Here is an 18548-nt window from a genome sequence, read left to right on the forward strand (position 1 = left end):
TATGGATCCGGTTAGTGCCATAGCAAATGCAGTCGGGCAGGTATTCGGCCCAATTTTTAGCCGGAAGCGGCGCGGCGATGTGCCGGACTGGTTATCCCCGAAAGATTTCCAGGTAGAGGACAACACACCGGTAATCATCCTGGGTGCCGGCAGTCTGATCCTGATCATCATCATTATTGCCATCATGTTCAAAAAATAGAAAGATGCCTGGTCTTAATGACTTACAGAATATCAACATCTCGGGGCGCCTCTACGGTGCTTACCAGGACGAGCCATCTTTTCAGATCGCGGGCCTGGACGGCCTCACCGGTCTGACCGAACTACTGCAATACATCCTCGATACGCTGGCCGGCGGCGGTGCGGCGATCGCCGTGTATACCACCTACCAGGAAGACTTCACCGGTACCGATTTTGCTCTCCCGCTGGCCGTCAACAACGGCAAATTACCCGCGGACAACGATAAGATCTTTGTGTTCATCAACGGCGGTCTGGCCTATCCGGACCTGGACTACGGCATCATCCGCAACGGTGCCGGCATCGCCGATCAGATCCAATTCTCAGTAGCCCTGGATACGGAAGATATTCTAATCCGCTTTATCGCATAAGCCCATGAAAAAACTACTTATCCTATCGATCTTTTTTTTCGGACTCCTGAGCTCCTTAAGCGCCCAGCGCCGGATGAATCCGGCCAAACAGCTCTACCGGGCTCCGGATAGTCTGATGGTGCTCTATTCCGATCAAAACGGCGAGCTCCAGTTTGCCTACCTGGCGGACCTGGTGCCACCCTTTGCCGCCGATCAGGATACCATCCAGGTCTTACCCGATGGGCAATACGTGATCATCGATGAAGGCCGGCGGGATACCATCGATACCCGGGCCGATCATTCCCAGATCACCACCACGATCAACGTCGACGGCCAGACTTTCAATGCCGGCGATGTGGTGCAGGATGTGCTGATCGCCTTAAGTCGCAACAAGGGAAGTAGCTGCAATACGACCATCAACCAGGCTGATCACGGATTTTCGGTCGGTGACCAGCTCGCTCAGGATACCACCGGTATTTACTTTATAGCCTCCTCGGCCGTTGCCGATTCCTTTCCGGTAGCGGTAGTCTGTAGCGTGATTGATCAGAATACTTTTCAGACCAGCATCGACGGCCGCATGGCCTGGACCCACGGCCTTCCGCTGTATCGCGACTACTGGCTGCAGGACGACGGCAGTATTGGCGTTACCCCGGCGGATAACCCGGTTTTCGCCTTTCGTACGGTCAAAGCGGATAGTGTCGATATCGATGTCCCGGAAAACGTCACGGTCGGTGCCGGCATTGGTGCGGGGGATGACTGGGGCAATCAGACCGTTGTTTCGGATGAAACCCTGACCGGTGATGGTACGCCCGCCAGTCCTCTGGGTGTAGTTCACGATGCCGACTGGCTCACCTCCGGCGGGGATCCTGCTCTGGATATCAACGAAAATATCTACACCAATGGCTATGTGGCCATCGGCAGTATTCCCCGGCCGCACAATCTTTTTGTGTCCCTGGCCAGCGGTGGCAATGATGTCCGCTTCGGGGATTCCAACAAAGAGAACGACCTGAACTTTGTCAAAAATATTAGTGGGGTCTGGATCAAGAACGGCAATGATTTTGGCTCCAACTACGCCGGCATTTTCTTCGGCGGCAGTGCCGGATCGGTCGCTCCGACCAACGGCTATCTCAGCTTCTTTTCCGGCGGTATTCAAACCTTGCGCCTGAACGACGGTCGGCTGGTATTGGACAATGTTCCGGATTACGCCTCCGATGCGGCCGCTGATGCCGACGGTGGACTGATCACCGGTTCGGTCTACACCGTGACGGCCGAAGATCGAACCTTAAGAATTAAGCCATGAGTATGAAGAAGCAACTGCTATTTTTTTTGGTGCTGATCCTAAGTTTACCGCTTTGGGGACAGCGGCGGTTAAATCGCTTATCTGAGGATACCACTACGCAGAAAAAGACTTTAAATTATTCTGTAGTAGCTGATACCTCCCTGAGCGCAACTACCGACAATAGGAATTACAGCATTGACCTTAAGTATCGTCGGACAATTGCTGACCGATTTTCTACAAATGGTATTTACTCGGTCAGGAACATCAATTCATTCTACAATGGGCCGGTTTTCGATGTAGTCAATGATAGTGATTCGACCGGAACTATTTACTACCGGAACGGAACCGTAGATACCGCCGCCATCATGGGCTTTGCTGTAAATCCTAACGAAAATGTATACATCTCCAAATGGTACGACTCTTCCGGTAATGGCTTGCACGTCAGGCAGTCGGACAAAAATAAGATGCCTAAAATTGTCATCAATTCTACCCTGCAAACCCAGAACGCAAAACCTAGCGTTCGGTTTGATGGTGGAGATATCCTGCTGCGAACAAACACGACATTTGAAACGGACACCCTTAGCCTAATGCTCGTAATGCGGGTTTCCGCTACTTTTAATATGCCGCTTGCAACCGGCGACCTTTCGAGCACACTGGGAGCCGGTATGCGCTACACATCAACCGTTATTCAATTGTCCGGCAACTCCGGTTACGGTGGTGCACAGGGATCCACACTATTGGCATCCACCGATTCATTGGACGTAGGTGAGTTGGTAGATGTTCACTTCACCATGTCGGCCGATACCGGTGCACTGTTCATCAACAACAGCTTTATTTCACCCACTACCCTAAACAAGGGTGATTACAACGGACAAACATTCCACATTGGTGGACGCGTAACCGGGGGCGTTGAAACCCCGACATTCAATGGGTATATATCCGAGATCATATTATTCAAGAATGATCTAATCGCAGAGCGCAATAGTCTGCACCAGGATGTAAATGGATATTTTAACATTGATTCTGAAGCCAAAAATACCGTCCTCAATGATGGCCATTCCGTCACTTTGCCTCCGCTCAATACGCTCGAATTAGGCGTGCAGGTAGTTATAAACACGACCAGTAACGGCAAAAATGCCTCCGTAATATCTTCAGATTCTATTTATGCAAAAGGCAATCTTTATGGCTCCATATCTACCGTTGGTAATAACAGTTATACTTTCCAGGTGGTGAAAGATAGCCGTGATAGTTTGTCCTGGAAACTGATCGGTTCGACTGACATTGCTTACACGGACGCAGATACGGTCGGAGTGATCAACTTATTGAGCGGAAAACACCTGAGTTCTAAAAACTATGAAACCGGGAAAATTATAAAACTGTCCAACGGAGCAGAGTATGAGGTTGTCGAAGGACTCATCGATGGTACCAAGGCTGACGGGATTGGACAGGTCTCACTATCCAACAATAAATACGCACGGATCAGGCCAGACGGTAGAATGATCCGGTTTTCCTGGTTTGAACAGACAACTTCGGATGCTGACTCCAACCATTTAGTCGGACAGGCTGCACTGGACTATGCAAGATCAGCGCCGGATATTGACGAAGTATTATTCGACTATGATACCGCCACTTTTAAGAATACAATGTACATTCCTCCACACGTTACCGTGATTGGTTTGAGTAATACGGGTGCTGCATTTGATAACGATCAGCCACAAACCACTTTTGTGGATATGCAGGATTCAACCAAATTTCTTTTCACTCTGGAGCAAACCGGGGATTTCTATGTAATGGGCGGCGGGATAAAAGATTTCTATATCAGGGGAGTCAGTGCTTCATCCGGCATATTCATGGATTCCGGTTGGGGCAATCATGCGGAAAACATCTACATCGATGGCACCGGCAATACCTACATTTATGAAGGATTCGCCGTAAAGGGTGGCTTGCATTTTAGAGGTGAGAACATCTATGTTGCCGATTGTCGGCGGGGCTTCTCCGGACTGCCTGGGGCTACAAACGGGGGAACCGGCAGCAATAATACATTTACCCGTTGTGGTGCGCAAGGTGGCGATTTTGGCATCTGGAATATGCCGCGCTCAACTTTTCTTGAGATCAATTTGGAAAACCAGGACACCGTATCGATCTATATGGATAACGGGAATCGACTGAATATTTACAAAATTGAAGGGGAGAGGAACCGGCAGTTGTTCGATATCAGGAACGGCGAACTGGTGGTGTACGGAGGTAAGTATTCACCCGGGAACGTTTCTACTGATCTTAACCTTTACCATCCCATTGCGCTGGGAACTGTTGACACCGGTAAAGTGATTTTGGAAGAGGTTTATTTAGGTGCATTTAGGTTATCCAAAAACACGACAACGGCGAATACCTCCAAATTTGAACTTAGCGGCGAATTGTACTTCGATCAATTGAGTCATATAGAAAACTATTTCTACGACATGTCGGACGTGAAGATCGAAGCCACTGGTTTTGATGGGGACGGAGGCAGCGATGACCTTTGGCAGTACGATAGATCTTCCCAACTGGAAGAATCCAGGATTGACAACAGCCACATTACCAATAGCAATCTATCGGGGTCTTTGACGGTGAATAATGTAACAATCAGGAGGGAGGCAGTTAACCTCATGACGCTCTCCAATTACTTTACTACTCCAGGGAGTCTTGACGGAGGGAATGTTATTCTCTCGGATACCGTTCTGACCGATATCAACGGGGATACTACATCGGCATTGATCATTCATTATGTAGATGACATCTCTGAAGGTCTTGAGTTTATTGCCAACCTGAATGTAGATTCAAGCATTCTGGCAGGGACGACCTACAATGTGAGTTTTTACGCGAAGAAATTAAATGACAGCGATGGCACAGCATCGGTAAAGTTCAATTTGTCAAGTGACACGGAGCAGATGACTTTCGCCCCCATCATAAATACGGAATGGGCTCGATACCAAAACAGCGCAACGGCAACTACCGGGGCCGGTGCAATGGCGTTCAGGATTACCAATGGGGCAGTTGCGGGCGATTCTATTGCAATCTATGGCCTTCAGTACTCCGTTGGCCGATGGGCAAAGACTTACCAGAAAAAGCCGGCCACGGAAACGGATAACCCCAGGTTTATAGTCGAACAAAACAGAAAATTAATTTTTGATGGTTCGATAGAGGTAACCGGTACCCTTACGGCACAGCAGTATCGGCAGTTTCATCCGCTGCTTTACAATGCGGTAGATACTTTGCCGATTGAGCGCCTGGAAAGCGGCTATGAAGCCCTTTTCATCAGTGATGAGCTGAATGGCCTGGATATCCAGCTGATTACTTACGGGACCGCCCGCAACGTGACGGCGGATACCCAGGTTCGGCTCAGCTATTTTGATGTATCGGCCGGCACCTATTCCAGTTTTGGTAGTGCTACGATCCCGAATGGCAGTAATCAGGTCACCGTGCAGGGACTGAGCCAGACTGTAGAGCAGGGCGACTGGATCTACGCCGAAGTCATCACCGGTGGCGCAGAAGCCAATGGCCTGTCCGTTACCCTTCGCCTCCAGTAGTGACGAAATGAAAGGCATCCTTTGGGGAGCCTTTGAAAACAGATGTTCAGGTTAGGCGGGCGAGGAAGCGGGCCATTCGGTGGGTGCGGGAGCCAGCCTCGAGTTGGGCATTGAATGGTCCGGCGTTTTTGGTCCTTTTTGAGCGCCAAAAAGGACATTAAGATTTGAGAAAACTAAAAGAGCCCCCAAATCATAATCCATGAACAATGAAAGAAATCCTACTAGCCATCATGGGCTCCGGGGCCTTAATGTTTACCCTCAAATGGGCCAAAGAGATCTGGCAGGCACGCCGGGTAAGATTGCATCCGACCAGCGCTGCCGCTGAATTTGAGCTCGGTATCGAGCAGTTATTGGAAGAAGCGCTGAGCAGCACCAATGCCGACCGGGTGTTGCTGCTCCGGACCACCAACGGCGGTGGACCGATCAAGCCTGGTAAACCGATTTATATTGAGGTCTACCGGGAAAAGCACACCTACGCGGTCCGGTCGGTGAAAGCCGACTTTCAGGGCGTGGAAATGGATACGGCCTACGCCGAGATGATCCAGCAGCTGATCCGCGAGCAAAAGATCAGCTACCGGACCGAGGAAATGAGCAAGGGCAATATCCTGCACGACACCTATTTAGCCGATCGGATCCAGGAGAGCAAGATCCGCTATGTCTGGGAAGCCGATAACTTTTGGTTCCTCAGCTTTTCAACGGTGACGGCCTTTAATTCCCACGACCGGCATCGCTTCGAAGTGATCACCCGGCGGATGCGGACCCTGTTCCGCCGCAAACTATGACTACTATTTTTTCAAACATAAAACATTAGCGAAATCATGAGCAATGAAGAAAAGTACGGCATTCAGGAAACCGAAGATCTTTTTGATCTGGCGGTAAGTCTGAAGGAAGCCGTAGCCAAAGCCAAGGAAGGCGATGGAAAGATCGACATCAAAACCGATTTTATCCACTTCTTCCAACCGGTAACGCGCATTCCGCGGGCCTTCGAGGGTGCCGGCAACATTCCCAAAGAATGGAGCGATCTGAGCGAAGCGGAGATCATCCGCCTACACGATCGCTTCGGCGATATCGTCAACGACGAGCGCTGGCAGCGGGCCTTCATCGGCCTGGCCATCGCCGGCGATGCGATCTACGAGATCGTAAGCGAAGAAAAGGCGGCTTAAAAAGCGCCCTTAGATACTGAGAAAACCAGAAAGACCGGACCCCATGGTTGTTCGGTCTTTCTTACACCCCCTTACCATGAACTATGAGACGCTAAGAATGAAGCTTGGTCAGATCCTCCTGGACGAAGGGCGATTTCAGAACCGGGCCGAGCTGAACCAAGCCATTGTCAACGAGATCGCCGAAAACTTCGATCCCAACCAATTTGATCCGGTAGTGATTTGGAAAGATCCCAAAGATGGAAAGATCTACTTGCTCGCCGGCCATCATCGCTACGCCGGCATTAAAAAAGCCGGGCGAAAGAAAATAAAGGTCCGCTGGTTCAAGGGAAGCGAAGCTGAAGCCATCACTTATGCAAAGGAACTATCCAACGCCAACCGCACCCTGGAAACGCCCCTCGAGCGCGCCGCTATCTACCGCGAAAAGCTGAAACGCGGCGAAGATCCAAAGCAGGTAAGAAAGCAGGCCGAAAAGCTGGAGGGCAAAAACTGGCGCTACATCCTGAACCTTGCCCGCCTTAATCCGGACGGGAAAACCGTCAACGCCCTGCTCGCCCTGGTCGACAATTCCGATAAAGTCACCCAACAGAACCTGGAAAAGATCGCCGACTGGATCGGCGAGGCCCGCCGACAGTTTGATCAGCTGACCAATACCCACGAAAATGAAATGTACGACTTCCTGCTGGACAACTTCAAAGCTAAAAAGCCGGCCATCAGCCGGAAGGACGTCTGGATCGAGCGGGTACGGGCTATTGTGCAGGCCCTGGACTTCAACGCCGCCAATCCGCTGAATCTGAAACGAATCCAATACAAAACGCAGGGAGAAAGCGAATATGAGGCCCAAATGCGGGAGATCGATCAAAAGATTGACCAGGCAGAGAAGAAGAAGCAGGAGCTGCGCGATCGCTTCAATAAGCCCTCCCACAAATAATACGTCTCTCCGGATCTTCCGGACTACGATAATCTGCAAAAACGGGCAGACGACCAGGTCGATAAGCTGGACCAGGATCTAAAGGCCCTTCGAAAACAAAAACTGGAACTGGCCCAGAAAAAAGGCAAAATGGCCAGTGGCGGACTTGCTCAAATGGATATCTTTTCAGCTGCAGCCCAGGCCGTCAATAAAAAGGTCGATGAGATCCGCACCAAGCAAAATAAGCCGGAGCGCAAAAGAACCCTCCAGCGGGCGGATGATCTGGCCGACACCTATGAAAAAATCTACACCGAAGCGGAGTATATCGGCTCTATCCGAAAAAAACTGGATCTGGCCCGCCAGGATAAGCTGAAACTAACCGAGGCTGAGATCATCGAGTTGGGTATCCTGATCCGGCCCCTGGTGCAAAGTTTCCGGGGCGCTCTGATTGATATCGGCAGTACGAATAAGCGCGTATTAGCGCCTACTTTGAATAACCTCTTACGCTGGGCGCAAAAGCCCGGCCATTATGACCTGGTCGGCGTGGATATTGCCGGTGGGGTAAAACCTACGGTACTGGCCCGAAAGGTCAAACGAGCACGAATTTTTAATTTACTTGGATTAAAATAAAATCATCATGGAAAATCAGACGAACATCAACAATTTTCAGGCATCTATTGGACCAGCTTTGCTGGTTATTGCGGCGGGAGTGGCTTTGGGGGTTTGGATGGCTAATCGGCTGGTGTGAAATTTACTCACAGGTTTGTAAATTTCACTACAAACTGCTTGATTATTAGAATATTTATAGAAACCACTAGTTAGATTGATGATAATTCGAAGTATTGGGTAAGTGTTACCATCAGCAGAACTACTGCTCCATACCATGAAATTCGTGAAGCTGGATCCTTAAATCGGCCAGTTCTTAAATCAACAATGATTGCAAATATTAATGAACTAACTACTTGGATAAATGGTTCGGATTTTCCATCCAGTAGGTTGAAATTAGAACCTGAATTGATCGATAGATAAAACACAAACATTACGAGTAGGGAATAAATAATTGAAATTCCTATTAGGTTATATGTAACTCTATTAAATTCAGATAGAAGACTCGTTCTCTGGTCGGTGTCTACTAATTTACTCTTGTTGATATTTTCATCATTAGGCCTAAGTACAAGAAGGAAAATGACGACTGCTATAATAAGTGCAAAAAAACCGGCAAAAGAATTAAATTGATTCGGATTCGATAAGACTTGAAAAACCGCCAAATTGTGAGCCCAAATAAGCAGTGCGAAAACAAAACCTACAGCAACGATTTTAAAATATTTCATTACAGATAACCGATTTTTTGTTTTTTAGGAAAAAATTCGGCGCAATTTAAAAGCTTTATAGTTTAATAACATACTCTAAATTAAAATTTATCTACATGTATTATATTTTGAATTCGAACTGATATTCAAATACTTATTTATGATAATCAACTAAAGAAATCAAGGTCCACAGCCACCTGCGCCGTATCCAACCCACTAGCTCGCAAATAAGTCCGTAAACTTTGCAGATCCTTCCATCCTCCCAGATCCCCAATCATTTTCAAACTCACGCCTTCCAAATACAAATTAGTTGCTGCACTGCGCCGAGCGGTATGCGTAGTCACAAACATACTTTTCGGACCACTTTTGCCATCCTGGGAGGTAGGCGTGTTAATGCCGGCCATGGCCGCAATAGTTTTCAGTTCTCGGTTCCCCTGAACATTCCCGGAAAATGAAAAGTCGTATAGGTGCTTTCCCATTAGAGCCAGCGCACTGGCCTTTATCGGAAGTGTAGCCTCCACTTTTGTCTTGGTACTGGTATATCGCAAAAACTGTTTGCCTTGCAAATTAAACAGCCATTCCCGTTTCACCCGACACACATCCGAAAATCGCATTACGAACCAGTAAGCCAGCAAAAAGCGATCCCTTTCCCGTTCCATATTCGGTTGGCTGGACAGATCCAACTGCTCCAGCTGATCGATTTCATCAGTAGTAAGATAAATCTTCGAAGAAGCCTTCATTCGCGGCTGTTTGAACGCCGGATCCCGATGCGACAGGTTAGAGTGGAGTTTTTCCTCCAGCCCCATATTCATCAGTCTTTTAGTGATCTTGATGTGTTTGCCGAGGCCCGGAAGACCGCAGCCGGCATGCGTGGTGAGGTAGTCCGAGAATTTCCGATAAAAGGCCATATCGATATCCTCAAAATAAATATCCTGGAGGCCGTAGAATTGGCAATATTCCTTCATCCTGCGCAGTAGACCGCGGTAGCCTTTCAGTGTCCCTTCTGCTAAATTGTACTGACCATTATCCGCCCGCTGGAGGACTTCTTCGCAAAAACTAAGGAGGCTTGCTTTCTGCTCTTCCTGACCGAAATTGTCAAAGTTGCCGCCGCTAAAAAAGTGTTCTTCCAGCTCGAGGTATAACTTTCGGATGCGCGTATTGTAGACCTTATGGTTTGGATGACTTCTTTTTACGATGCCGTTGCGCTCATCCCATTCTTTAGGCAGGACGGCCAGGCCGGTGGAGTAATGGCGCTGCTTGCCTTTCTGGTATACGTAGATCTTGATATCGCAGCGACCGTCTTTATGTGGGTCATACTTCCAGAGGATTTTCTTTAGCGACATGGAGGGCGTTTTTTCTAAAGAGTTGATAAAGAAAAGTGACGCCTTAAAGCTACTTAATGCAACAAAAAAGTGCAAATAAAACAATGAGTTTCTGTCGCTGAATCCCTTGGAATACAAAGAAAAAAGCCTTGACAGCTGACCGTCAAGGCTTTTTAAGAAACATTATGTTTTATAATCGGTGGTCTCGCTAGGAATCGAACCTAGATCCCAGGCTCCGGAAACCTGTATACTATCCGTTGTACTACGAGACCGGAATTTAGTGGTCAATCGCGGGCGGGGCACTGCTGCCTTTTGGATGGCGAATGACGAACTGTATCCATAACGTTTCGGGCATGCAAAAAAGTTCCTTCGCCCGAAAGCGGGGCAAATCTAAGGGCTTTCTCTCATTTATCCAAGTCTTTTTTTGGAGGAAACCGGAGAAAATGAAAATTGTAGCGTTGGGGTGGTACAGTTGAATAGGGGAGGAGAAGGGCTAAAATGAGCTTTCGGACCATAAATACCGCATGCCGAAAGCTGCGGTTGGGCGCGCCGCGGGCCATTTGTCGGGTAATTTGTCGGCTGGCTTAGGAATCGTAAAAAAGAATGAAAATAAACTTGATTTTAAGGCAATGTGGGAACAAATTGAAGCGTTCGACCATTATATTTATTAGCCTAACACGCTTTTTACAACACGTTTCTTTATTTTTTTAACACACGTAAGTAGACGACCACTATTTACACCCAAAAACATAAGTGAATCATGAGTTGGATAGAGAGATTCAGATCCTGGCGCGGCCAGGACAATGCAACCGACAAGCCTAAATCCGATAATCTGAAAGTGGCCGAGGCCGCCAAAAAGAAAATCGAAAAGGTAATTGATCAACCAATCGTAAAAGAATTGTTCCAGACGGACGACGATCTGGGATATTGCTAGCGCAGTCGCAAATCTGTAAGTCATAAGTGTGGAGCTTATGGCTTACGGATAAACGACTTTTTCGTTTACCAGAACAAACGCAGCGCCGCTATGAAGGTCATGATGATCACGAAGTAGCGGAATTCTTTTTCCGGCAGATGCCGGATGACTATAATGCCCAGCCAGATGCCCAAAGCGATGGCGGGCACAGCGAAAAGATTGATTTTCAGACTTTCCCAACTGATCGTTTTCCAAACCCAAAGGTGAAAAGGAAATTTAAAGAGGTTAATGATCAGAAAATACCAGGCTCCGGTGCCGATGAAATTATTTTTGGGCAGTCCCACTGCCAGTAGATACACAGCCATTACCGGACCGGCCGCATTCCCGATCATCGTACTAAAACCACCCAGGAGGCCGAACAGGGCCCCGAATACGTAGCTTTGCGTAATGGCCTGCGGTAATGCTTTCCTTTCCTGTGCGACCATCAGGATCAGCCCACCGATCACAATGATCCCCATAACTACTTTAAACGTATCGTCATTGATGTAGAGGCCGACGAACAGGCCGATCAGAACGCCCGCCATGGCGGCGGGTAACAATTTCCAGATGTAGGACCAATCGGCGTCGCGGTTGTAATATAACACGGCGAAGACGTCCGCCACGATGAGCATAGGCAACACCAGACCGGCGGAAACCATGCCGCCGAAAATGGCTGCCATAATGGGTACGGCCAGCATTCCCAATCCCCGCAGACCGGCTTTGGCGCCACCGATCATGATGGCACTGAACATGAGCCAAAGCCAGTCGCTGGTCGTGAGGGTAGGGAGGGTGTCCAGTAGCATTTTTAGGCAAAGAAAGGGTATTTTTCCCTATTCCCCGCCTCCTTCCTTCTCCGTCTTTTTCTTTTTCTTGAACGGGTTGAACTTATCAAGCTGGTCCTTAATCTGATCCGTCGTTTTGGTAGTATCTTTTTTCAGCAGATTGTCCAGCAGCTTCTGGGCCGCCGTGTCCGCTTTTTCGCCCACCTGGTTCTTCACCTGATCGATAGCTTTGTCTTTCGCCTTGTCCAGCTCTTTCTGGGCCGCAGTTTTGGCCGAATCAACGGCAGCATCTACTTTTGACTGTACCTCCGCTTTCGCGGCTTCTTTCTGCTTCTCGATCTCGGCTTCCAGTTTTTCCTTTTGCTCGGCGATCTCATTTTTCACCGTCTCTTTGGCGGCGTCTTCCAGCGTTTGGTTGCCTTCGCTACCCAGCAGACTGTATTTCACGCTCGGATCGGTCATGGAACCGCCCAGATTGATACCGACGTTCACAAATTCACTTTTCTTGATATCAAATCCGATCTTATTCGCCTCTGCGGTCAGTCGGTCCAGGGCGCTACCGGCGGCCCGGCCGATGCCACTTTTCTCGAGCATTTCCCGCGGGATCTTGGCTTTGATACTGTAATCCATCGACTGGTTCAGTCCGTGGCTACCGGCGATGGTCATGCCGATACCCTTGATATTTATATCGAAGGGTTTAACGGCGATTACGCCATCCTCGATGGTGAACCAGGTCTTGATATCGTCCAGCTGGATCTTGTTTTTCAGTTCTTCGATGTTCAGGGCATTACCGATGGCATCGAAAGGCTGGAAGTCCGCCAGGAAACTGTTGATGGTCTCCAGGAATCCCTGCGCGTTGATAGTCTCCAATTTGGGCATCAGGTCCTGACCGAGTTCGCCCTCCATGATCAGCGAGGAGGTCAGGTTACCGGTAATGTATTTCCCGATCGGCGCCAGTTTGGCGTAGCTGTTAAAGGTCTTGAAGGTTTCCGCAAAGCTGAGTTGGTTGAGGTTGTATTTCAGCGTGAAATACGGTTTTGCGGGATCTTCCGTACTGTAACTGCCGCTCAGCCCGATATCGCCGCCCAGCCCTTTAGCCGTAGCGTCTTCCAGTACGGCCACGCCGTTCTCCATATACAGTTTGCCCACTACATCCCGCAGTACCAGGTTGGTGTATTGTACCTGGTTGACTTCGGAAAGGATGGTCATATTGATATTCTTGGGAATGACGATCACTTCGTAGGCTGCGGCTTCTCCACTACTTGCGGTGGTGGCGGTAGCATCTTCGTCACCCATGAAAGAGTTCAGGTTGAACAGGTTCGATTTTACCTGAATGTCTCCACCCAGCGTGCCGCCGTTGAAAACGTAGTCGAACATATTGGTGATGGTACCGGAACCGGCCATATCACTGTCTTCGATCACGGTGCTGAAACTGGTAGCTTCCAGGCGGTTGGGCATCATTCGGCCTTTGGCCTTGGTGTCTTTCAGTTCGTATACATCGTAGAGAATGGAACCGACTTCCGCATCGATGTTGAAATCAAAGCGGTCGAAAACCTCGTAAGCGGCGTTTTCGTCGGCTGTATTGGCGGCCAGACTGACCGTATCCACCTCTTCTTCGGCGATCCATTCGTTGGCGTCAAAAGTATTGGAACGCAGCACTACGTCACCCTTCATGGTCTTATCCGGTGAAAAGTAGGCCATGATATTGGTAATGTTACCCTGGGCGCGAATATCACTTTTACCCAGTTGGGCGTCAAAATCCTCGATCACTACCCGCTGGGGCGTGAAAGTCGCTTCGGCCTTGCTGATGGTGGTAGGCGGTAATCCGGCGGTCTCGTAACGAAAACCGCTCATACTGACATCGCCGCTCATATTGATGCGATCGTACTGCTCGCTCTCCACAAAGGAATAGCGGGTATCCACGTCCATATCCGCTTTGATCAGCCCGGTCAGTACGTCGATACCTTCCATCGGGTAGGCTCTCACCAGATCCGCCAGATCAATCGTACCTTTGGCGCTGGCCTTTACGGCCGGATCCGACATGGGCGTCCGCAGTGAAAAACTGCCGCGGAAAGGATTATCCCCCAACTGCAGGCTGAATCTCGGAAGATCAACTTTCAGCTGATCCAGATCGCTGCTGGGACTTTGTACATTCGCCTGGGCGAAAATATTGTCGATGGACAGGGGCAGGTCCGGGTATTTTACCCGTCCGTCCGATACGTCGAGATTGATGGTAAAGGTAGGCAGTTGCTCCCGCTCGGCGTTGTAGGTACCCTTAACTTCTCCGTTCAGCACAAAGCCACCATCCACCTGCACATCCTCGTATCCGGCGATGTAAGCGTTAGGGATCAGGGAAAACAGGTTTTTGAATTCGTTCTGCGGAGAATTGAAACTCAGGTCCAGCAGAATATCTTCCTCCTGTAGTTGGATCGTACCGTCGGCGTTGACGATCAGGTCGTTCACTTTCAGTTCGTTGTCCTTTAGGGTATACAGGCTTTCCGTTTGCTTGATGTTGAAGATCGCATCCAGGGTAGTATGGGCAGACTTCAGGTACGGGATGCCGGCCTGACTGACGGTCAGGGCCGCAATGTCCGTTTCCGTATCGAGGTCGAATTCTTCCAGTGTGAAGTTACCCGAACCGCTGTGGTTGATGTTTTCCGCAAACACGTAGGTATCCGCGCTGCGGTCGTCGTAGGTGAACGTACCATTGGTGATGCTGTATTCATCCAGTTCGATCACCATGCCGCTGTAGTCGGTTTCGCTGGCCGTTTCCTGGATGCGCTCGTCCGTCGGTACGGCGATATCGTAATTGGCGCTGCCGTCGGACAGCACCAGGATGTTTACGTTGGGATCTTCCAGGTGCACCGAATTGATCCCGATGGTGCCTTTCCCTTTGATCACGGACATGAGGTCGAGTCCGAAATCGAGCGTTTTACCGCTGGCCAGTGGAATGCCTTCGAATTGTTCGATGCCTTCTACTGTGAAATTACCCAGACTCATATTCAGGTCCGGAAAACTGCGCAGCAGGGAAAGATCCAGGGTCTCAAAATCGACCTTGGCGCGCACGTTCTTATTGATCTCTTCTTTGGTCAGTGCGACCAGTTCATCTTTAAAGATCATCGGTAGGGTAATAGCGGCCGCTACCAACAGCACCACCAGTACCAGAATTCCTATCAAAATGCGTTTTACGATTTTCATGCTTATTCGCTTTGTATCTTATGTAACCCCCTGCGGAGGGGTATTTGTTTTGTTTTAGATCTTGCGTGTTGTCTATGGTGTTCCGTATCGAATGCGATATTAGTGTTTTCTTTTATATCGCACCCCCGGTTCGTTTGTTTTAAAACGCAACTTGCGTCAATTTATGCAGAAGTTGCGCTCCGGCGGTACAAAATGTTTTTCCCGGAAGGATTTTTCCCTCCCGGCGGCCCGCAGGTACCGGTCGGAATGTTCCGCTGCGGTACCTCTATGTAAACGTTTATTCGGGTGCAATTGATTTTTAGTCCTCATTCTTTCTTTGGTATCGATCAATACTTTTATTTTTGTCCGGTATAAAACTCCCCTTGTAGCTGTTTGAATTTGGCTTTTAAGCTCTTTTTGGGATCATTTTTGACTCCCGGATGTTTAAAAACCGTGCTAAACGAAAGGTCTAAAGACAAACAGCAGGTAGTCTCTTACTTATGGATGATTGACAGCACATACTTACATAAATAAAGAGGCATATTAAATATTCTTTAACTATTAATGACATATGCCATCAATTGATGCATCGTACCAGCTACTGGAAGATCTGGATCGTTTAGAAGACTTTTACCAACAAAACAAACACACTTCCTGGCTTGCCTTTGACACCGAATTCGTGGGAGAAAAACGCTATTACACCCTCTTGTGCCTGATCCAGGTGACTACTGAGTTTGGGGTGTATCTGATCGACCCCATTAAAATTAAGGATCTTCGGCCATTTTTACGACTTATAGAGGACCCAAATATCGTAAAGATCACCCACGCGGGGGATAACGATTACCGCCTGCTCAATACGGCCTTCGGAACGGTACCCCAAAATGTTTTTGATACGCAGATCGCGGCCGGATTTATCGGCTACCGCTATCCGATCTCTTTTCAGAATCTGGTGGAGGGTGAACTAGGCTTACGCCTTAAAAAAGGGTACGCCGTGGCCGACTGGGAATCCAGACCTTTTCAGCAAAGACAACTGACCTACGCCCTGGATGACGTTATTCCCCTGCACGATCTGTGGACGCATATCCGCAAAAAGCTCAGCTCCCTGAATCGGGAACACTGGGTAAGCGAGGAACTAAGCGCCTGGGAAACGCCCGAATTCTACGAGCGGGATCCCCACCACGAATTACTGACCAGCAACCTGGTGCGCTCCCTGAAAATGCGGGAACGGGTCTTTTTACTCCGCCTGCTGGCCTGGCGCCGAGAAACGGCCAGGCAAAAGGATTACTCCAAGGAAATGATCCTGCCGGGTAAACTGATCAGCCACATCGTTCGCGGTATCGCCTCCGGTAAGGACGCGCTGAAGAAGAACCGCCGCATTCCCGACCGGTATACCGATCGCTACGGGAAAATGTTTCTTCAGATGTACCAGGATGGTCCCACCCCCGAAGAAAAGGAAGTACTGAGCCGCCTGCCCTCCAAGAAGAACGGGGAAGTAAGTGATACGGACAATATCATCCGTGATCTGCTGTACCTGCTGATCCAGCACAAGGCGCAGTCCAAAAATGTAGCGCCGTCCCTGGTAATGCCCAAAAATATGCTGGATAAAATGAAGTCGGATCCGGAACTCAAGTCCGTGATCACGGATGCCGGCTGGCGGCAGGAACTTTTGGGCGATACCTTCGTACACTGGATTGAAAATATCAATAATCTGGAGTTGGAAATAGAAGGTGGAAAAATTGAGCTCAATGTCGAATCCCAAGGATAAAGTCCTGTCGGTTGACGGCCTGCGCACTTATTTTAATACAGATAACGGTTTTGTAAAAGCCGTGGACGGGATCAGCTTCGACCTAATCCGCGGCGAGACCCTCGGCATTGTCGGAGAATCCGGTTCGGGCAAGTCGATCACGGCCCTGTCCCTGATGCGACTGGTGCCCGCACCCGGCGAGATTGTCGAGGGGCGAATACTCTTTTTCCCGGCCGACCCGGATCAGTCCGTCGATCTGGTGGCACTACCGGAGGCCCGGATGCGTACTTTCCGTGGCAAACGCCTTTCCATGATCTTCCAGGAGCCGATGAGTTCGCTCAATCCCTTGCTGCGCTGCGGGGAACAGATCGCCGAAAACCTCGGCATGCATACCGCCGGCAGCGGAAAAGACCTGCGGGAGGAGGTGATCGGCTGGCTTCGGAAGGTGCAGCTCAGCGATCCCGAAAGGATTTACCGTTCCTACCCGCATCAGTTATCGGGCGGACAGAAACAGCGGGTTATGATCGCCATGGCGATGTGCACCCATCCGGATATTCTCATCGCCGATGAGCCCACCACTGCTTTGGACGTTACGGTCCAGAAGGCTATACTGGAATTAATCGCTTCCCTGCAACAGGAAATGGGCACGGCCGTGATCTTCATTACCCACGATCTGGGGGTGATCGGACAGATCGCCGATCGCAGCCTGGTGATGCACCGGGGGCAGATCGTAGAGCAGGGTAGTGTGCAGCAACTTTTCGAAAATCCCCAACATCCCTATACCAAAGGATTGCTGGCTTGCCGGCCGCCGCTGGACTATCGCCTGACGCGCCTGCCCGTAGTGGCCGACTTCTGGGCCGGGGAGGACGCCGAACCGCCGGTGCCGCCCCAACTGGAAAAAATTGACCGGACGGCTACCCGGCAGCGACTGGAAGAGTTGGAGGCCCAGTCACCGCTTCTGGAGGTCCGGAATTTAAAGACCTGGTTTACCGGTACTACCTCTTTCTGGGGGCAACCCAGATCTTATGTAAAAGCCGTGGATGATGTCAGTTTTGTTGTTTATCCCGGCGAAACTTTGGGGCTGGTGGGGGAATCGGGCTGCGGAAAAACGACCCTCGGACGGAGTATCCTGCGCCTGGAAGAACCCAGTGCCGGACGGGTGGACTTCAACGGTCAATCGGTGACGGATGCCGATGAACGTGAGCTGAAAGCACTGCGCAAAGAAATACAGATCATCTTCCAGGATCCCTACGCTTCACTGAATCCCCGCATGATGGTCGGGGCGGCGATCATTGAACCCATGCTGGTCTACGGCATCGGCGAAAATGAAAAAGATCGAAAAGACCGCACCCGGCAGTTGTTGGAGCAGGTCGGATTATTACCCGAGCATTTCCACCGGTATCCTCACGAGTTTTCCGGCGGTCAGCGCCAAAGGGTTTGCATCGCCCGGGCCCTGGCGGTCAATCCGCGCTTTATCGTTTGCGATGAGGCGGTTTCAGCCCTGGATGTTTCGGTGCAGGCGCAGGTACTCAACCTGCTTCAATCCCTGCGGGAACAGCACGGACTTACCTATATTTTTATATCGCACGATCTGTCGGTAGTCAAATTCATGAGTGACCGGATACTGGTGATGAAGGACGGAAAGATCGTTGAATCGGGACCGGCCGATGAGATCTATTTTCACCCCCAGGCGGACTATACACGGGAGTTAATTGCGGCCATTCCAAAATAATTTGAAAAAAAGTGACTTTATTTGCAACCG

At 49.7% G+C, this 18548-nt stretch carries 15 protein-coding genes and 1 tRNA gene; 11 read left to right on the forward strand and 5 right to left on the reverse strand.

Annotation, left to right across the window (positions count from 1 at the left end; translation table 11 throughout):
- Position 1 precedes the first annotated feature (1 nt).
- From CRP01_RS11275 to CRP01_RS11310, 8 genes are all read left to right on the forward strand, one after another.
- Positions 2–199, forward strand: coding sequence for a hypothetical protein (locus CRP01_RS11275; RefSeq protein ID WP_099150150.1), 198 nt, complete (start codon positions 2–4; stop codon positions 197–199).
- 4 nt (positions 200–203) lie between these two features.
- Positions 204–605 (forward strand): hypothetical protein, encoded by a 402-nt coding sequence (locus CRP01_RS11280; RefSeq protein WP_099150151.1) that lies wholly within the window; start codon positions 204–206, stop codon positions 603–605.
- Between the two features lie 4 nt (positions 606–609).
- Entirely contained in the window at positions 610–1884 is a 1275-nt protein-coding gene (locus CRP01_RS11285) for a hypothetical protein (RefSeq protein ID WP_099150152.1), read from the forward strand.
- 2 nt (positions 1885–1886) lie between these two features.
- Positions 1887–5429, forward strand: coding sequence for a hypothetical protein (locus CRP01_RS11290; protein WP_143473352.1), 3543 nt, complete (start codon positions 1887–1889; stop codon positions 5427–5429).
- A 206-nt stretch (positions 5430–5635) separates the two neighbouring features.
- On the forward strand, positions 5636–6211 hold the full coding sequence (locus CRP01_RS11295) for a hypothetical protein (protein ID WP_099150154.1): 576 nt from the start codon (positions 5636–5638) through the stop codon (positions 6209–6211).
- Between the two features lie 36 nt (positions 6212–6247).
- Complete coding sequence (locus CRP01_RS11300) at positions 6248–6592, forward strand: hypothetical protein (RefSeq protein ID WP_099150155.1); 345 nt, start codon at positions 6248–6250, stop codon at positions 6590–6592.
- A gap of 76 nt (positions 6593–6668) precedes the next feature.
- Positions 6669–7520, forward strand: coding sequence for a ParB N-terminal domain-containing protein (locus CRP01_RS11305; protein WP_170110328.1), 852 nt, complete (start codon positions 6669–6671; stop codon positions 7518–7520).
- Between the two features lie 153 nt (positions 7521–7673).
- Positions 7674–8129: a hypothetical protein gene (locus CRP01_RS11310; protein WP_143473353.1), complete on the forward strand. Its 456-nt coding sequence runs from the start codon at positions 7674–7676 to the stop codon at positions 8127–8129.
- Between the two features lie 188 nt (positions 8130–8317).
- Here the strand turns inward: CRP01_RS11310 and CRP01_RS11315 are convergent, their stop codons facing one another.
- The 3 genes from CRP01_RS11315 to CRP01_RS11325 all read right to left on the reverse strand — a co-directional run bounded on the left by CRP01_RS11315 (position 8318) and on the right by CRP01_RS11325 (position 10403).
- Positions 8318–8830, reverse strand: a complete 513-nt coding sequence (locus tag CRP01_RS11315; protein WP_099150158.1) for a hypothetical protein — start codon at positions 8828–8830, stop codon at positions 8318–8320.
- Positions 8831–8976: 146 nt separating this feature from the next.
- Positions 8977–10152: a site-specific integrase gene (locus CRP01_RS11320; RefSeq protein WP_099150159.1), complete on the reverse strand. Its 1176-nt coding sequence runs from the start codon at positions 10150–10152 to the stop codon at positions 8977–8979.
- Between the two features lie 179 nt (positions 10153–10331).
- A tRNA-Arg gene (locus CRP01_RS11325) sits at positions 10332–10403 on the reverse strand.
- Between the two features lie 488 nt (positions 10404–10891).
- On the opposite strand from CRP01_RS11325, the gene CRP01_RS42275 reads away from it, so the two are divergent.
- Positions 10892–11065, forward strand: a complete 174-nt coding sequence (locus tag CRP01_RS42275) for a hypothetical protein (RefSeq protein WP_170110329.1) — start codon at positions 10892–10894, stop codon at positions 11063–11065.
- A 65-nt stretch (positions 11066–11130) separates the two neighbouring features.
- Here CRP01_RS42275 and CRP01_RS11330 read toward each other — a convergent pair whose 3' ends face one another.
- Both CRP01_RS11330 and CRP01_RS11335 read right to left on the reverse strand, forming a co-directional pair.
- On the reverse strand, positions 11131–11886 hold the full coding sequence (locus CRP01_RS11330; protein ID WP_099150160.1) for a sulfite exporter TauE/SafE family protein: 756 nt from the start codon (positions 11884–11886) through the stop codon (positions 11131–11133).
- 27 nt (positions 11887–11913) lie between these two features.
- Entirely contained in the window at positions 11914–15063 is a 3150-nt protein-coding gene (locus tag CRP01_RS11335; RefSeq protein ID WP_099150161.1) for an AsmA family protein, read from the reverse strand.
- 550 nt (positions 15064–15613) lie between these two features.
- Between CRP01_RS11335 and CRP01_RS11340 the strand changes: the two genes are divergently transcribed.
- Together CRP01_RS11340 and CRP01_RS11345 are read left to right on the forward strand one after the other, a co-directional pair.
- On the forward strand, positions 15614–16807 hold the full coding sequence (locus CRP01_RS11340) for a ribonuclease D (RefSeq protein WP_099150162.1): 1194 nt from the start codon (positions 15614–15616) through the stop codon (positions 16805–16807).
- On the forward strand, positions 16788–18518 hold the full coding sequence (locus CRP01_RS11345; RefSeq protein ID WP_099150163.1) for an ABC transporter ATP-binding protein: 1731 nt from the start codon (positions 16788–16790) through the stop codon (positions 18516–18518). The genes CRP01_RS11340 and CRP01_RS11345 overlap by 20 nt, the downstream gene beginning before the upstream one ends.
- Positions 18519–18548: the final 30 nt, after the last annotated feature.

This window comes from Flavilitoribacter nigricans DSM 23189 = NBRC 102662 (assembly GCF_002646595.1).
Taxonomy (GTDB): Bacteria; Bacteroidota; Bacteroidia; order Chitinophagales; family Saprospiraceae; genus Flavilitoribacter; species Flavilitoribacter nigricans.

Coding starts and splice junctions, on each gene's coding strand:
- CRP01_RS11275 (WP_099150150.1), top strand. CDS start 2: ATGGATCCGGTTAGTGCCATAGCAAATGCAGTCGGGCAGGTATTCGGC.
- CRP01_RS11280 (WP_099150151.1), top strand. CDS start 204: ATGCCTGGTCTTAATGACTTACAGAATATCAACATCTCGGGGCGCCTC.
- CRP01_RS11285 (WP_099150152.1), top strand. CDS start 610: ATGAAAAAACTACTTATCCTATCGATCTTTTTTTTCGGACTCCTGAGC.
- CRP01_RS11290 (WP_143473352.1), top strand. CDS start 1,887: ATGAAGAAGCAACTGCTATTTTTTTTGGTGCTGATCCTAAGTTTACCG.
- CRP01_RS11295 (WP_099150154.1), top strand. CDS start 5,636: ATGAAAGAAATCCTACTAGCCATCATGGGCTCCGGGGCCTTAATGTTT.
- CRP01_RS11300 (WP_099150155.1), top strand. CDS start 6,248: ATGAGCAATGAAGAAAAGTACGGCATTCAGGAAACCGAAGATCTTTTT.
- CRP01_RS11305 (WP_170110328.1), top strand. CDS start 6,669: ATGAACTATGAGACGCTAAGAATGAAGCTTGGTCAGATCCTCCTGGAC.
- CRP01_RS11310 (WP_143473353.1), top strand. CDS start 7,674: ATGGATATCTTTTCAGCTGCAGCCCAGGCCGTCAATAAAAAGGTCGAT.
- CRP01_RS11315 (WP_099150158.1), bottom strand. CDS start 8,830: ATGAAATATTTTAAAATCGTTGCTGTAGGTTTTGTTTTCGCACTGCTT.
- CRP01_RS11320 (WP_099150159.1), bottom strand. CDS start 10,152: ATGTCGCTAAAGAAAATCCTCTGGAAGTATGACCCACATAAAGACGGT.
- CRP01_RS42275 (WP_170110329.1), top strand. CDS start 10,892: ATGAGTTGGATAGAGAGATTCAGATCCTGGCGCGGCCAGGACAATGCA.
- CRP01_RS11330 (WP_099150160.1), bottom strand. CDS start 11,886: ATGCTACTGGACACCCTCCCTACCCTCACGACCAGCGACTGGCTTTGG.
- CRP01_RS11335 (WP_099150161.1), bottom strand. CDS start 15,063: ATGAAAATCGTAAAACGCATTTTGATAGGAATTCTGGTACTGGTGGTG.
- CRP01_RS11340 (WP_099150162.1), top strand. CDS start 15,614: ATGCCATCAATTGATGCATCGTACCAGCTACTGGAAGATCTGGATCGT.
- CRP01_RS11345 (WP_099150163.1), top strand. CDS start 16,788: ATGTCGAATCCCAAGGATAAAGTCCTGTCGGTTGACGGCCTGCGCACT.